This window comes from Pseudomonas zeae, from assembly GCF_014268485.2.
Lineage (GTDB): Bacteria > Pseudomonadota > Gammaproteobacteria > Pseudomonadales > Pseudomonadaceae > Aquipseudomonas > Aquipseudomonas neuropathica.
The window spans coordinates 519,247-534,977 of record NZ_CP077090.1 but is presented as its reverse complement, the minus strand read 5'-3'; the positions used below and the strand labels follow the sequence as shown (position 1 = coordinate 534,977).

Genomic DNA, 15,731 nt, shown 5'->3' with positions numbered 1-15,731 from the left:
TGATAAACCCTCTTCGCGAGCAAGCTCGCTCCCACAGGGATTGTGCAGTTCTTGACTGACCGGCAAATGGCCTGCCGCTATAAAACCAGGCGAAAACGCCAGTTTCAACTTCACCCTTGTAGACCGTCTTGCCCACCCCCATATTGGGGCGACTGACGCGTGAAGGAATCCAAATTGAGCGAACTTCTCAACCGCCGCCTGGCTCTGCTCGGCGAGCGCGCTAACCTCTCTCTGCTCGAGCAGTGCCTGCACGGTATCGAACGTGAATGCCTGCGCGTGACCAGCGAAGGTCGCCTGGCGCAAACGCCGCACCCCGAAGCCTTGGGTTCCGCGCTGACCAACGAACAGATCACCACCGACTACTCCGAGTCGCTGCTGGAATTCATCACGCCCGCCCTGCCCGACCCGGCTGATACCTTGGCGAGCCTGGACAAGATTCACCGTTTTGCCTACAGCAAACTCGGCAACGAGTACCTGTGGAGTCCATCGATGCCGTGCCCGTTGCCGGCCGAGGAAGACATCCCGATCGCCTATTACGGCACCTCCAACATCGGTCAGCTCAAGTACGTCTATCGCAAGGGCCTGGCCCTGCGCTACGGCAAGACCATGCAGTGCATCGCCGGGATTCACTACAATTTCTCCCTGCCGGAAAAGCTCTGGCCACTGCTGCGCGAAACCGAAGGTTTTGTCGGCACGGATCGCGATTTCCAGTCAACGTCCTATATCGCGCTGATCCGTAATTTCCGTCGCTACAGCTGGCTGCTGATGTACCTGTTCGGTGCCTCGCCTGCGCTGGACGCCGGTTTCCTGCGCGGTCGGTCGCATCAGTTGGAACAGCTCGATCCGGACACCTTGTATCTGCCATACGCGACCAGCCTGCGCATGAGCGACCTTGGTTACCAGAGCAACGCCCAGGCCGGTCTGACGCCTTGCTACAACGATCTGGCAAGCTACACCGACAGTCTGCGCAAAGCCGTGGCCACGCCATACGCACCGTACGTTGAAGTCGGCACGCACCAGGATGGCGAGTGGGTTCAGCTCAACACCAACATCCTGCAGATCGAAAACGAGTACTACTCCAACATCCGCCCGAAACGCGTGACCTACACCGGCGAGCGGCCGATTCAGGCGCTGGTGGCCCGTGGCATTCAGTACGTTGAAGTGCGTTGCCTGGATATCAACCCGTTTTTGCCGATGGGCATTGACCTGACCGAGTCGCGCTTCCTCGATGCGTTCCTGCTGTTCTGCGCGCTGAACGACAGCCCGTTGCTGACCAACACCTCGTGCGGCAATGCGACGTCGAACTTCCTCAGCGTGGTCAAGGAAGGTCGGCGTCCAGGCCTGCAATTGCAGCGTGACGGTGAATCGGTGGAGATGAAGACCTGGGCGGCCGAACTGCTGGAGCAGATCGCTCCGCTGGCGGCGCTGCTGGATCAGAGCCATGGCGGCGATGCCCATAGCAAGGCGCTGGATGCGCAACTGGCCAAGGTCAGCGATCCGTCCCTGACGCCATCCGCGCAAGTGCTGGCGGCGATGGCTGAGCACAAGGAAAGCTTTGCGCAGTTCTCGTTGCGTCAGAGTCAGGCACATGCCGAGTTTTTCCGCAGCGAGCCACTGGCGACGGATGAGCAGGCGAAGTTTGAGGTGTTGGCGCGTACTTCTCTGGCAGCGCAGGCTGAGCTGGAGCAGAACGAAGTCGGTGATTTCGACGTATTCGTCGGGTCGTATCAGGCGAGTATTTTGGCGATCAGCAACTGAAGAGCCCCTCACCCTAACCCTCTCCCGGAGGGAGAGGGAACTGACCGAGTTGTTGATGCGAAGTACGCCGACCTGAAATACCGAGCCGAACTCAGGCCTTGAAAGCACAGAGATCGGCCCCCTTTCCCCCTCGCCCCCCTGGGGGAGAGGGCTGGGTTGAGGGGGCAAAGATCTAACGTCGAACGCAAGATCCAAAATATTCACAACCCCCCCCGCGCCTTAGATTTTTCCGCCCATAAGCTCATTCTAAAAAGTTATTTATTTACCGATTCTTAGATCATTTAGTCTCCTTTCACGCCGACGTTCGGTCGCCTGATATGGAGCTGTTCAATGAAACTGAATTTCCCGCTTCGCCTGCTCGCCGTAGCCTCCCTGGCTGCCGCGAGTTTTCTGGCCCAGGCCGCCGACCTTACCGTCGCCTACCAAACCACCGTTGACCCGGCGAAAGTCGCCCAGGCCGACGGCGCCTACGAAAAAGCCACCAAAGCCGACATCGCCTGGCGCAAGTTCGACAACGGCGCCGACATCATCGCCGCCATCGCCTCCGGTGACGTGCAGATCGGCTACCTCGGTTCGAGCCCGCTGACCGCGGCGATCACGCGCAAAGTCCCGGTCGAAACGTTCCTCATCGCCACGCAGATCGGCGCCGCCGAAGCACTGGTCGCTCGCGACGGTTCCGGGATCAAGACCCCGCAAGACCTGATCGGCAAGAAAATCGCCGTGCCCTTCGTGTCCACCGGTCACTACAGCCTGCTCGCCGCGCTGAAGCACTGGAACATCGACCCGTCGAAGGTCACCGTGCTCAACCTCGCGCCGCCAGCGATCATTGCCGCGTGGAAACGCGGTGATATCGACGCCACCTACGTTTGGGATCCGGCCCTCGGCGTGGCCAAGGAAAACGGCAAAGTGCTGATCACTTCCGGCGGGCTGGCCAAGTTCGGCGCGCCGACCTTCGATGCGTGGATCGTGCGCAAAGACTTCGCCGAGAAGCACCCGGAAATCGTCACCGCGTTCGCCAAGGTCACCCTCGACGCCTACGCCGACTACCGCAAAGACCCGAAAGCCTGGCTCGCCGATCAGTCCAACGTCGACAAACTGGTGAAACTCTCCGGCGCCAAGGCCAGCGACATTCCGCTGTTGCTGCAAGGCAACGTCTACCCGCTGGCGGCGGACCAGGTCGTCAGCCTCGGCGCGCCGACCACCAAAGCCATCACTGACACCGCCGCGTTCCTCAAGGAGCAAGGCAAGGTCGAAGCGGTTCTGCCGGACTATGCGCCATACGTCAGCGCCAAATACATCACCAACTGATCGGGAGTTAACCGCGATGGCCTTGCTACAGCTGGAGCGCATCAGCGCACAGTACCCGGGCAGCCCGACACCGGTGCTGGCGGATATTTCTCTGACCCTGGGGCCTCAGCAATTGCTGGTGGCCCTCGGCCCGTCCGGCAGTGGCAAGACTTCGCTGTTGAACCTGATTGCCGGTTTCGTCGAGCCGAGCGCCGGGCGCATCACCCTCGACGGTGTGCCGGTCAAAGGCCCGAGCGCCGAACGGGGCGTGGTGTTCCAGGATGATGCGTTGCTGCCATGGCAGGACGTGCTGGCGAACGTCGCGTTCGGTCTCGAACTGGCCGGTATCGCCCGGGACAAACGCGAAAAAATCGCCCGTGAAATGCTCGCACTGGTTGATCTTTCCGGGTTCGAAAGTCGCCGCATCTGGCAACTCTCCGGCGGCCAGAAACAACGTGTTGGCCTCGCCCGCGCCCTCGCCGCTGATCCGCGCGTGTTGCTGATGGACGAGCCTTTCGGTGCCCTCGACGCGTTCACCCGCGAACAGATGCAAGAGCTGTTGCTGCAAGTCTGGCAGCGCACGGCCAAGCCGGTTTTCCTGATTACCCACGATATTGAAGAAGCGGTTTTCCTCGCCACTGACCTGATTCTGCTCGCGCCGAATCCGGGGCAGATCGTTGAGCGTCTGCACCTGGATTTCGGTCAGCGTTACGCCGCTGGCGAGTCCGCCCGTGCGATCAAATCCGATCCGCGTTTTATCGAAACCCGTGAACACGTGCTGAGCAAAGTGTTCTCGCAACGCAGCGCCGGGCAACGGCAGGAGCGCGCATGAGCAGTTACGACGTTTCCTCGGCGGCGGTAAAACCGGTCAGCGCTTCTGCGGTGATTCCGGTGCGCCGTAGCCTCAGCACGCGCTGGATCAGCTTGCTGACGTTGTTTGTATTGCTGGCGATCTGGTGGGCGGTGACGGCCACCGGTTTGATCGAGCCGCTGTTCCTGCCGCCACCGTCCGCCGTGCTGCAAAAGGGCTGGTTGCTGGCGACCACGGGGTACATGGATTCGACGTTGTGGCAGCACCTCGGCGCGAGTCTGAGCCGCATCGGTCTGGGCCTCGGTTTTGCGATCCTGACCGCCGTGCCCGTGGGCATTGCCATCGGCGCCAATCGCATCGCCCGTGGCGTGCTCGATCCACTGATCGAGTTCTACCGCCCTATTCCACCGCTGGCCTATCTGCCGCTGATCGTGATCTGGTGCGGCATCGGCGAATTGTCGAAAGTGCTGCTGATTTATCTGGCGATTTTCGCGCCGATTGCCATTGCCACGGCGACCGGCGTGCGCACGGTAGATCCGGCGAAATTGCGTGCAGCACAGTCGCTGGGCGCGACTCGCGTGCAACTGATTCGTCATGTGATTTTGCCGAGCGCGCTGCCGGACATTCTCACCGGCGTACGCATTGGCCTGGGCGTCGGTTGGTCGACCTTGGTCGCGGCGGAACTGATCGCGGCCACCAGCGGTTTGGGCTTTATGGTGCAGTCGGCTGCGCAGTTCCTGGTCACCGATGTGGTGGTGCTGGGGATTTTGGTCATAGCCCTGATCGCCTTCGCCATGGAAATGGGCCTGCGCGCCCTGCAGCGCAAACTGGTGCCATGGCACGGCCAGGCCCACTAAATCGCCCTGTAAAACTTCCCCTGTGGGAGCGAGCCTGCTCGCGATTGCGGTGTGTCATTCACCACAGCATTGACTGCCAGTCTGCAATCGCGAGCAGGCTCACTCCTACAAAAGCTTGAACCCCGAATTCGAAGAGAAAGACCATGAGCAGCCTGAACATCACCCCATTAAGCTCAGCCCTCGGCGCGCAGATCAGCGGCGTCGACATCAGCCAGCCGTTGACCCTGGAACACCGCGACGCGATCGAGCAGGCGCTGCTCAATTATCAAGTGCTGTTCTTCCGCAACCAGCCAATCGAACCGCCGCAACAGGCGCGTTTCGCTGCGTACTTTGGTGACCTGCACATTCACCCGATCTACCCGAACGTACCGGAACAACCGGAAGTGCTGATCCTCGACACCGCCGTCACCGACGTGCGCGACAACGCGATCTGGCACACCGACGTGACCTTCCTGCCGACGCCGGCGATGGGCGCCGTGCTCAGCGCCAAGTTGCTGCCGGAGTTCGGTGGCGACACGCTGTGGGCCAGCGGGATTGCTGCGTACGAAGCGCTGTCGGCGCCAATGAAAGCCTTGCTCGAAGGGCTGACCGCGACTCACGATTTCACTCGCTCGTTTCCGCTGGAGCGCTACGGCAATACGCCGGAAGCGTTGGCGCAGTGGGAAGAGGCCCGACGCAAGAATCCACCGCTGTCGCACCCGGTGATTCGTACGCATCCGGTCAGCGGGCGGCGTTCGTTGTTCGTCAATGAAGGCTTCACGTCGAAGATCAATGAGCTGTCGGAAACCGAGAGCGAGGCGATTCTGAAGTTTCTGTTCGCCCATGCGACGCGGCCGGAATTCACCATTCGCTGGCGTTGGCAAAAGGACGATATTGCGTTCTGGGATAACCGCGTGACGCAGCATTACGCGGTGGATGATTATCGGCCGGCGCGGCGGGTGATGCAGCGGGCGACGGTGTTGGGGGATGTGCCGTTTTTTCGCTGAGCCCTTTTAAAGGCAAAAGCCCCTCACCCTAACCCTCTCCCGGAGGGAGAGGGAACTGACCGAGGTGTTTGTACTAGCTACATCGACCTGAAATGTCGGGTTGAATTCAAGTTTTGAAAAGCATGAAGATCGGCTCCCTTTCCCCCTCGCCCCCCTGGGGGAGAGGGCTGGGGTGAGGGGGATGGATCTTGCTGACCAAACCCAATCTTCATCACTCCGCCGTCGAAGGCCTCTCCCAAAGATTGATCCCACCCTCTTGGGCAAACCGGTCAATCTCCGCCAATTCCTCTGCACTGAAGCTCAAATTCTTCAACGCCCCGACGTTCTCGATAATCTGCTCCGGCCGGCTCGCACCAATCAGTGCCGAGGTCACCCGAGGATCCCGCAACGTCCACGCCAGCGCCAGTTGCGCCAGACTTTGACCACGACGCTTGGCGATCTCGTTCAATGCGCGCACATGAGCGATGTTGGCCTCGGACAAGTGCGAAGCCTGCAACGAACCGCCGCCCGGACGATTGACCCGCGCATCCGCCGGCACGCCGTTGAGGTATTTGTCGGTGAGCAGACCTTGCGCCAACGGAGTGAAAGCAATCACGCCCGTGCCGAGTTCATCGGTGGTATCCAGCAGATCCTTTTCCACCCAGCGATTGAGCAGGTTGTACGCTGGTTGGTGAATCAACAGCGGCACTTTCCACTCTTTCAACAGCGCCGCCATCTCACGGGTTTTTACCCCGGAATACGACGAGATACCGATGTACAAAGCCTTGCCCTGTTGCACCGCGGTCGCGAGGGCGCTGGCGGTTTCTTCCAGCGGGGTGTCCGGGTCGAAGCGGTGCGAATAGAAGATATCCACATAATCGAGACCCAGGCGTTGCAGGCTCTGGTCGAGGCTGGCCAGTACGTATTTGCGCGAACCGCCGCCCTGACCGTAAGGACCGGGCCACATGTCCCAACCGGCCTTGCTGGAGATGATCAGCTCGTCGCGGTACTGCTTGAAGTCTTCGCGCAGCAGGCGACCGAAATTGATCTCGGCACTGCCGTAGGGCGGGCCGTAATTGTTGGCCAGGTCGAAGTGGTTGATGCCCAGGTCGAACGCGGTACGTAACAAGGCACGCTGGGTGTCGATCGGCGTGCTGTCACCGAAGTTATGCCACAGGCCCAGCGACAACGCCGGCAGCACCAGACCGCTGCGGCCGACGCGGCGGTAAGGGATGGAGTCGTAGCGGTTTTCGGCAGCGGTGTAAGTCATCGAATCCTCTCTTGTCTGTCTTGAATAGGGTGTCGACTGCTTCGCGAGCAAGCTCGCGAAGGGTGTTACACAAATCGATTGCCGGGTCGGGCCAGACCCAGGTTCTGGCGCAACGTCCGGCCTTCATACTCGGTTCTGAACAGCCCGCGCCGTTGCAGTTCCGGGACCACGCCATTGGCGAAGTCTTCGAGCCCGCCGGGCAAGTGCGGCACCAGCACGTTGAAACCGTCCGCTGCACCCTGTTCGAACCATTCCTGCAAACGATCGGCAATCTGCTCCGGCGTACCGACCAGGCTGTAATGCCCGCGTCCGCCCGCAATCTTGCGACCCAGTTCGGCAAGGCTAAGGTTCTCCCGCCCCGCCAGCTCAGTGAGCAGTTTCTGCCGGCTCTGCTGACCGCTTTCCGTCATCGGCAAGTCCGGCAACGGCCCGTCCAGCGGGTACTTCGACAAATCGAAGTTGCCCAGCATACGCCCAAGCAAGGCAACGCCAACCTCGGGTTCGACTAATTGCTGAAACGTTTCACATTTTTCCCGCGCTTCGACTTCGGTGCCGCCGACCACGACGAAAACCCCGGGCATGATTTTCAGTGCATCGGCGCTGCGACCGTACTTGGGCAATCGTGCTTTGAGGTCGGCGTAGAACGCCTGAGCGTTGGCCAGAGAGGTCTGCGCGGTGAACACCACCTCAGCGGTCTGCGCCGCCAATTCGCGCCCAGTCTCGGAAGAACCGGCCTGCACGATCACCGGTTGCCCCTGCGGCGAACGCGCAACGTTCAGCGGACCTTTGACGCGAAAGTGTTCACCAACATGATCCAGAACGTGCAACTTCGCAGGGTCGTAATACGCCCCGCTCGCCTTGTCGCGCACAAAAGCGTCGTCCTCCCAACTGTCCCAAAGCCCGGTCACCACCTGATGAAACTCGCGGGCTCGGCTGTAGCGTTCGGCGTGACCAATGTGTTCGTCACGCCCGAAATTCAGCGCTTCGGCAGCATTGTCCGACGTCACCAGATTCCACCCCGCGCGGCCACCCGACAGGTGATCGAGCGAAGCAAATTTGCGCGCCACGTGATACGGCTCGTTGTAACTGGTGGTCGCCGTGGCGATCAGGCCGATATGCTCTGTCACCGCACTCAGGGCCGAGAGCAAGGTCAGCGGTTCAAAGTGATCGGAACGCGCCATGCGGCTGGCGATGTCCTGAGTTGGCGCGGCGACGCTGTCAGCGACAAACAACGCATCGAACTTCGCCGCCTCGGCAATTTGCGCCAGCCGCTTGTAATGGGCGAAATCCAGACCCGCGTTGGCCGGCACATCCGGATGACGCCACGCTGCCACATGGTGCCCGGTGGCCATGAGGAACGCGCCGAGTTTCAACTGTCTGCTCATCTCAGAAATCCTTGCGCAGTTGCACGCCGAAGTAGCGCTCGTCGTCCCGTGGCACGGCGCGATAGATGTAATTGCCGCCGCTGGCGAGCAATGGCGAGTACGACTTGTCGGTGAGGTTTTTGCCCAGCAGTGCCACGCGCCAGCCATTGCTGTAATCAGCCAGCGCGACACTGGCGTTCCACAGACCGTAGGCGCCCTGCTTGGTGTCGACGTTCTGGCTGATGTCGTACTGCACTTCGCTCTGCCAGCTATAGTCGGTGCCGAGTTCGATATCCAGACCGTTATCCAGCGGGATGCTGTAGTCGGCGCGCACGTAGCTTTTCCAGTCCGGACTGAACGGCAGCGGTTTGCCGTTGACGTTGCACGACGCCGCTGCGCCTGCCGGGCAGGCGAATTCGTCGATGCGCGCACGGGTGTAGGCGAGTGCGCCGGACAGTTTCAATTGCTGGGTCGCCTGCAAGGCGTAATCGAGTTCGATGCCTTCGCTGCTGACGCTGCCGGCGTTGATCAAGCGCGTCACCACTTGCCCGGCGACGGTGTCGAAGAAGTTCGCCTGATAGTTGTCGTAGTCGCTGTGGAACACCGCGAGATTGGTGGTCAGGCGATTGTTCCAGGAAGTGGCTTTGATGCCCGCTTCCCAGGTGTTGGAGGTCTCCGGTTTCAGCGCTTCGGTGTCGCGCGGCTGCATGTTGAAGAAGACGTTGTAGGCCGGGCCTTTGTAGCCGCGCGAGTAGGTCAGATAGGTAGTGACGGCATCGCTCAAGTCGTACTGCACACCGAGGCGGCCGGACCAGCCATCTTCGTCGACAGAACCTGAACTGCTGGTCGCCGGTTGAATGCCGCTGACGGTGGTCGCTGAAGTGGAGACGCGGCGGTGATCGTATTCGAGATCGTCGTGGGTGTAGCGCAGGCCGGCGATGCCGCGAAAGTCCGAGGTGAAGTTCAGCGTGCTCTCACCGAACACCGCATAGCTGTCGCTGGTGGTGCTGTAATCGGCGACGCCTTGGTCGGTGCGCGTGGTCGTTGTCAGTGTGCGTTGATAGGTCTCGTCGTCCTTGCCGTGCATGTAGAACAGGCCACCGACGTATTCGAGAAATTCGCCCTTCGGCGAAGCCAGGCGCAGCTCTTGCGAGTATTGATCGAAGGCCAGATCGCCCTTGTCCGCCGTGCCGGGAAACGCCGCCGTCACCGTACCGAGACGGTCGCCGTCCTGATATTGGGTGTTGTCCCAACCGCGCCATGCAGTGATCGAGGTCAGGGTGTAATCGCCCAGTTGCCAATCGAGCTGGCCGGACAGACCCTTGTTGGTGTCCTCAACGTGTGAGCGGGTGTCGGTGTTGATGTCGCGGTTATGGCTGCTCGCATTGACCGGGCTCAGCGCATTGGCGAAGGCCGGGGTCAGCGACTTGCTGACCACACCGTTTGGACCGTCGTCGTGGGACTGCATGTAGTCGGCGATCAAGGTGAAGGTGACGTCGTCATTCGGGGTGAATTCGAGTTTGCCGCGCACGCCGCGATGGTTGTAACCGTTGACCTCCTGGCCATTGTGCTGGTTGTTGACGTTGCCATCGTAGGTGCCGAACAGCGTGCTGATCGAGCCTTTCAACGTGTCCGGAATCAGGCTGCCGCCAATGCCGAATCGGGTGCGGCTTTCGTTACCGCTGTAATACGACTGATCGATGTAACCGTGGGTCTCGGCGGTTGGCGCCTTGCTGGTGATGTTGAGTACACCGGCCGAGGCGTTCTTGCCGAACAGCGTACCTTGCGGGCCGCGCAGCACTTCGACGCGCTCCAGATCCAGCAAGTCGAGAGTGGATTGCCCGGGACGCGCGTAGACCACGCCGTCGATCACCGTCGCCACGGTCGGCTCGACACCCGGCGAGGTGGAAATCGTGCCGACACCGCGCACGAACAACGAGGTGTCCTTGTTCGAAGCGCCAGTGCGAAAGTTCAGCGACGGCACTTGCTGGACGATGCTCGCCACACCGTTGCGGTTGTCGCGCTCAAGTTGTTCGCCGTCGATGACGGACACCGCGACCGGCACTTTTTGCAGTGACTCTTCGCGGCGCGTGGCAGTGACGGTCACGGATTTGAGTGTCGGCTCCTGATCACTGCTCTCGGCAGCGAATGCGTTGGGCAACGGCAGCGCCGCCAACCCCGTGAATAACCAGCCGGCGGCGCGAATCGACTGCGCCAGTGTGTGTGTCGCCCCAGGAATGTTATGCATGTTTGCCCGCTCGAAATTGGCCCTTAACCGCTGCCGTTCTGCGACGACAGCGCCTGAATCGGTGTCTTGGGCATTCGCTCGAGCGAGTAGCAGACAGCGCGCTTTGTTAGCGCTACCATCGACAGTATTGGCAAGCCGCACATAGAGCGTCCAATACTGAAAAATTACTTTTATATGCGATTTGGTTTTTTAGAAGGATCGAGCCTTGAGCGAAGAAAAACCCCGCAAACGTCGTGGCGCCGGGCGTGTAACGCTGAATGCCGTGGCGCGTGAGGCCGGGGTTTCGGCGATCACCGTGTCACGCTATTTCAACCAACCTGAGCAGGTTTCGCCCGAGCGTCGCGAGCGGATTGCGGCGGTGGTGGCCGAGTTGGGTTACGTGCCGAATCTGGTGGCCGGCGGGCTGGCCTCGGCGCGGGGGAAAATTGTCGGCATGGTGATCCCGAACATCTCCGGGCCGATCTTCGCCAATACCATTCAAGGCTTCAGCGATATGCTTAGCCGCCATGGCTATCAGCTGTTGCTGGCGTCGAGTTACTTCAGCACTGAACAAGAAGAAAACGCCGTGCGTGCGTTTCTCGGCTGGTCGCCAGCGGCGCTGGTGCTGACCAGTCACTTTCACAGTGCGGGCACGGAAAAGATGATCGCCGAGGCGGATGTTCCGGTGATCGAGACGTGGGATTACCAGCCGGAGCGTGAGCCGATGCAGATCGGTTTTTCGCATTTCGAGGTGGGCGTGACAGCCGCCAGATATCTGCTGGAAAAAGGCTACCAACGTATCGCCTTCGTGCAGAACAGTGCGCCGGGTGACTTCAGCGCCCTGGAACGCCGCGATGGTTACGCGGCGACCTTGCGTAAATCCGGCCTGGATCCTTGGGTCTACGCCCCTGACGCCGATCGTGCGCCATTCGAGGCCGGCAAACAGGCGATGGATGCGCTGATGAATGCCTCACCGCGCCCCGACGCAATCATTTTCGCCAACGACAACCTCGCCGCCGGCGGCCTGCTTGCCGGGCAACGCGCCGGTTTGAAAATCCCCGAAGACTGTGCCGTTCTTGGCTTCGGCGATTACCCGTTCGCCGAGATGCTGCTACCTAGCCTGAGCACGATCAAACCGCCGGCGCTGGAGATCGGCGTACTGGCCGCAACACGCGTATTGGAAAGTCTTGGCGTGTTGCCGAGCGACGAAGTGCAACGTCTGAACCTGCTGCAATGCCAAGTCATCGAACGCGAAAGCACCTGATGAATATGGTGGGGGCTGGATTGGCTATGCTCTAAAGAACACCGAGGTGGCCCTATCGCGAGCAGGCTCGCTCCCACAGGGATTTCCTGTGTACGTAAAATTTATGTCCAGCCGAGATCCATTGTGGGAGCGAGCCTGCTCGCGAAAGCGATTATTCAGGCAATGCACCTTCACCAGACAGAACCCGCCATGCACACCGCCATCATCATTTTCTTCGGCCTGGTCCTGCTCGCTCTGATGCTCTACATCGGCGAGCGCATCGGCTTCAGCCGCCAGACCATGGCCTACGGCTTCGCCGCGCTTTGGCTGGCGTTGACGGTGATTAACGGCGCGGTGGGTGTGGTGCACGCCGGCCAGCCGCTGGGTTCGGAAATAGCGATTGGCAGTGCGGTATTCGGTGTGCCGATGGCGGCGATGGTGTTGTTCATGGTGCTGAGCGCCGAGTCCTGAACGGACCCGGCGCTCAGGCGCCGATCAACGTACCAAGTGCAGGAATTGCATGTGCCGTTCGTACTGATCGAGGATGTCGTTGATGATCTGTTCTTTGGTGTAGCCGACCAGATCGTAGTCCTGACTGCCCTCGCTCAAATGCACTTCGGCGCGGTAGTAGCGACGATTGTTGAGCTGCTTCGAGCCCATCCCGCCACGCGCGAACGACGGCGTAAAGTAGCCGCGCATCTGCACCTGATAGATGAACGGATGCGCATCACCATGGCCGATTTCGAGGCTGACGCTGTCATTCGCCGGATCCGGCTGGGTGACCACGTTGAGGCCTTTCTCGACGAACACCGCCGTCACTTCTTCAATCGCCGGGCGCACCGTGGTGTCCATGAAACGGTACACCTCGTCACGCGACGGGAAGTGCACCGCCTGACTCAGCCGCTGACGCCAGCCGCCCGTACCGCGCCGTGAACCGGAGACCGGTGCCAGCGAGTGCAACTGCGCGATCTGCTTCTGCGACTCCAGATAGAACGCCTTGTGCAGGCCCCACATCATCAGCAGCAGGATCAACGAGAACGGCAACGAGGTCAGCACTACCGCTGATTTCAGCGCATCGATACTGCCGGAGAACAACAGCGCACTGGTGATCAGCGCCGTCATCGCGCCCCAGAACACCCGCAGCCATTTCGGCCCGTCTTCGTCCGGGTTGCCACCCTTGGCCGACAAGGTCGAGAGCACCACGGTGCCGGAGTCGGCAGACGTCACGAAGAACACGAAGCTGATAAACACCGTCACAGCGATGACGGTTTTGCTCCACGGGTAGGTTTCCAGCAGCAGGTAAATGCTCATCGACGGATTGTCGATGGCCGACATGCCCAGCGCGCTCATGCCGTGGTTGAGCACTTGATCCAACGCGCTGTTGCCGAAAATCGACATCCACGCGAGGGTGAAACCGAGCGGAATCAGCAGCACGCCGAAAACGAATTCACGGATGGTCCGGCCACGGGAAATCCGCGCGATGAACAGGCCCACGAACGGCGACCATGCAATCCACCAGGCCCAGTAAAACACTGTCCAACCGCCGAGCCAGTCGCTCGGTTTGTCGTAGGCGTAGAGGTCGAAACTCTTCATCGGCAAGGCGCCAAGGTAGTCGCCAAGGTTCTGGATCAAGGTGTTGAGCAGGTGCTGGGTAGGCCCGGCGAACAACACGAACAGCAGCAGCGCACAGGCCAGCAGCATGTTGATGTCGGACATCACCCGCACGCCTTTATCGACGCCGGAGACGGCAACGATGATCGCCGCGCCCATCATCAGCGTGATCAGGCCGACCTGAATCCACTGGGTGTGAGCGATGCCGAACAGGTAGTCGAGACCGGAGTTGAGGTGCAGCACCCCAAAACCCATATCGGCGCCCAGACCGAACACCGTGGCGATGATGCCGAAGCCGTCCACTGCGTAACCGATCGGGCCGTTGATGCGTTTGCCGATCAGCGGATACAGCGCCGAACGCAGGGCCAGCGGCAGGTTGTGGCGGTAAGCGAAATACGCCAGCGCCATGCCGACGAAGGCAAACACGCCCCAGCCATGCAGGCCCCAGTGCAGAAACAGAATCTGCATCGCCTGACGTGCCGCGTCTGCCGTGCCCGCCTCGCCTTGCGGCGGTTGGAGCATGTGGGTCAGCGGTTCAGAGACGCAGAAGAAGAACAGCGTGATGCTGATCCCGGCGGCGAACAGCATGCCGGCCCAGGACAAATAACTGAATTCGGGCTCGTCGTGGTCGGCACCGAGTTTTATCTTGCCGTAGCCGGATAAGGCGGTGACCACCACGAAGACCAGATACAGGGTCATCGCGAGCATGTAGTACCAGCCGACCGTGTTGGCCGCCCAGTTTTGCGCTTCCAGCAGCCAGGCGCCTGCCTGCTCCGGCATGGCGATGACAACGAGACCAAACAGCAGAATGACCGTCGCGGCGAAGTAGAACACCGGCGGATTCATGCGTACCAGACCGCTGGCGGGGGTAGACGATGCACTCATGAAACGTGCACCTCGAGAGGTTGAAACGTGGCTGAAATGATCGGACTCAGCAAAGGCAAGCCTCCTGTTGTGAGCGGGCAGCGAACCACCGGTTTAACTTGAATGAACGTTCAAGTTAAACATGGATAGGGTGGCAAGGACTAATCGTACGGCTAGGCGGTAGTTTTCCTACGCTAGCTCAAGGATGGGTATGACGCGGGTTTGAGGGTATTCGTTCACTGGAGAATTGGCTGATTGCCATTATCTTGATTTGGTCTGAAAATCATTCGCGAGCAGGCTCGCTCCCACATTTGAAACGCATTCCAGTGTGGGAGCGAGCCTGCTCGCGAAGAGGCCAGATGCCGCAACGCAATTTCAGAGCCTACTTCTGCGTCCCGTCATCATGCTGCAAATTGGCCTGAGTCAAATTGCACCCCGCCGGCACACTCCGCGTCAGCCACACATTGCCGCCAATGGTCGACCCCTTGCCAATGGTGATCCGCCCGAGAATCGTCGCCCCGGCATAAATCACCACGTCATCTTCAACGATCGGATGGCGCGGATGGCCCTTCTGCAACTGCCCGTCCTCATCCGCCGGGAAGCGCTTGGCACCCAAGGTCACGGCCTGATAAATCCGCACGCGCTCACCAATGATCGCGGTCTCGCCGATCACCACGCCCGTGCCGTGATCGATAAAGAAACTACGGCCGATCTGCGCACCCGGATGGATATCGATACCGGTCGCCGAATGGGCGATTTCCGCGCTGATACGCGCCAGCAACGGCAAACCGGCGCGATACAAATGGTGCGCGAGGCGATGGTGAATCACCGCAAGAATCCCCGGGTAGCACAGCAGCACTTCGTCGACACTGCGTGCCGCCGGATCACCGTGATAGGCCGCCAGCACATCGGTGTCGAGCAGCGTGCGCAGGCCCGGCAGTGCGAGGGCGAAATCCTGCACGATCTGAATCGCGCGGGCTTCGACTTCGGTGTCGGCCTGCGCACTATGGCGGGCGACGTAACGCAACTCCAGGCGGGTCTGCGCCAGCAACGCATTCAGCGCGACATCGAGGGTGTGGCCGACGTAGAAATCTTCACTCTCTTCGCGCAGATCCACCGGGCCCAGACGCATCGGGAACAACGCGCCACACAATGCTTCAAGAATCTCCGCCATCGCTGCGCGGGACGGCAACTCGCGACCGCCCTGCTCGCCGGACGCCCGGCCGTTCTGTGCCCGCCACTGATCCCGCGCGCTGCGCAGTTGACTGACGATGGTCTGCAATTGCCAATGGCTGGAACGCTCGCTCACGGTAAAGACTCCTCTCGGGCGGCCGGACTGTCTGGCCGCGTCAACGGCGCCTACTTTACGGCATGCTCGCGAAGGCGAATTAAGAACCGATAGTGCTGGGCTCAGTTCATTTGGCTATAAGCGATTCACGGTTGCCCCTGCAAAAGCGCGTGCCTATAGTCCTTT

General features: G+C 60.6%; 12 protein-coding genes. 7 read left to right on the top strand and 5 right to left on the bottom strand.

The window, feature by feature from the left end:
- Positions 1–174: 174 nt before the first annotated feature.
- From gshA to tauD, 5 genes are all read left to right on the top strand, one after another.
- A complete protein-coding gene (gene gshA / locus HU754_RS02325; RefSeq protein ID WP_186620757.1) occupies positions 175–1,758 on the top strand; it encodes a glutamate--cysteine ligase in 1,584 nt (527 codons plus the stop codon).
- 330 nt (positions 1,759–2,088) lie between these two features.
- On the top strand, positions 2,089–3,066 hold the full coding sequence (tauA, locus tag HU754_RS02320) for a taurine ABC transporter substrate-binding protein (protein ID WP_186620758.1): 978 nt from the start codon (positions 2,089–2,091) through the stop codon (positions 3,064–3,066).
- A gap of 16 nt (positions 3,067–3,082) precedes the next feature.
- Positions 3,083–3,877 carry a taurine ABC transporter ATP-binding subunit gene (tauB, locus tag HU754_RS02315; RefSeq protein ID WP_186620759.1) on the top strand — a complete coding sequence of 265 codons (795 nt, stop codon included), beginning with the start codon at positions 3,083–3,085 and terminating at the stop codon, positions 3,875–3,877.
- Positions 3,874–4,713 (top strand): taurine ABC transporter permease TauC, encoded by an 840-nt coding sequence (gene tauC, locus HU754_RS02310; protein WP_186620760.1) that lies wholly within the window; start codon positions 3,874–3,876, stop codon positions 4,711–4,713. The genes tauB and tauC overlap by 4 nt, the downstream gene beginning before the upstream one ends.
- A gap of 143 nt (positions 4,714–4,856) precedes the next feature.
- Complete coding sequence (tauD, locus tag HU754_RS02305) at positions 4,857–5,699, top strand: taurine dioxygenase (RefSeq protein WP_186620761.1); 843 nt, start codon at positions 4,857–4,859, stop codon at positions 5,697–5,699.
- A gap of 211 nt (positions 5,700–5,910) precedes the next feature.
- Here the strand turns inward: tauD and mgrA are convergent, their stop codons facing one another.
- The 3 genes from mgrA to HU754_RS02290 form a co-directional block, all read right to left on the bottom strand.
- The gene (mgrA, locus tag HU754_RS02300) at positions 5,911–6,948 is read right to left on the bottom strand and encodes an L-glyceraldehyde 3-phosphate reductase (RefSeq protein ID WP_150649927.1); all 1,038 of its coding nucleotides are present in this window, start codon (positions 6,946–6,948) and stop codon (positions 5,911–5,913) included.
- Positions 6,949–7,013: 65 nt separating this feature from the next.
- The gene (locus HU754_RS02295; RefSeq protein ID WP_186620763.1) at positions 7,014–8,333 is read right to left on the bottom strand and encodes an LLM class flavin-dependent oxidoreductase; all 1,320 of its coding nucleotides are present in this window, start codon (positions 8,331–8,333) and stop codon (positions 7,014–7,016) included.
- Position 8,334: 1 nt separating this feature from the next.
- Positions 8,335–10,560 carry a TonB-dependent receptor gene (locus tag HU754_RS02290; RefSeq protein ID WP_186620764.1) on the bottom strand — a complete coding sequence of 742 codons (2,226 nt, stop codon included), beginning with the start codon at positions 10,558–10,560 and terminating at the stop codon, positions 8,335–8,337.
- A gap of 205 nt (positions 10,561–10,765) precedes the next feature.
- Here HU754_RS02290 and HU754_RS02285 point away from each other — a divergent pair, with 205 nt between their 5' ends.
- On the top strand, positions 10,766–11,803 hold the full coding sequence (locus tag HU754_RS02285) for a LacI family DNA-binding transcriptional regulator (protein ID WP_186620765.1): 1,038 nt from the start codon (positions 10,766–10,768) through the stop codon (positions 11,801–11,803).
- A gap of 189 nt (positions 11,804–11,992) precedes the next feature.
- A complete protein-coding gene (locus tag HU754_RS02280; protein ID WP_034151866.1) occupies positions 11,993–12,253 on the top strand; it encodes a hypothetical protein in 261 nt (86 codons plus the stop codon).
- Positions 12,254–12,277: 24 nt separating this feature from the next.
- Here the strand turns inward: HU754_RS02280 and betT are convergent, their stop codons facing one another.
- Together betT and epsC are read right to left on the bottom strand one after the other, a co-directional pair.
- Positions 12,278–14,239, bottom strand: a complete 1,962-nt coding sequence (gene betT / locus HU754_RS02275; RefSeq protein ID WP_163030199.1) for a choline transporter BetT — start codon at positions 14,237–14,239, stop codon at positions 12,278–12,280.
- Between the two features lie 400 nt (positions 14,240–14,639).
- Positions 14,640–15,566: a serine O-acetyltransferase EpsC gene (epsC, locus tag HU754_RS02270; protein ID WP_016983653.1), complete on the bottom strand. Its 927-nt coding sequence runs from the start codon at positions 15,564–15,566 to the stop codon at positions 14,640–14,642.
- Positions 15,567–15,731 lie beyond the last annotated feature (165 nt).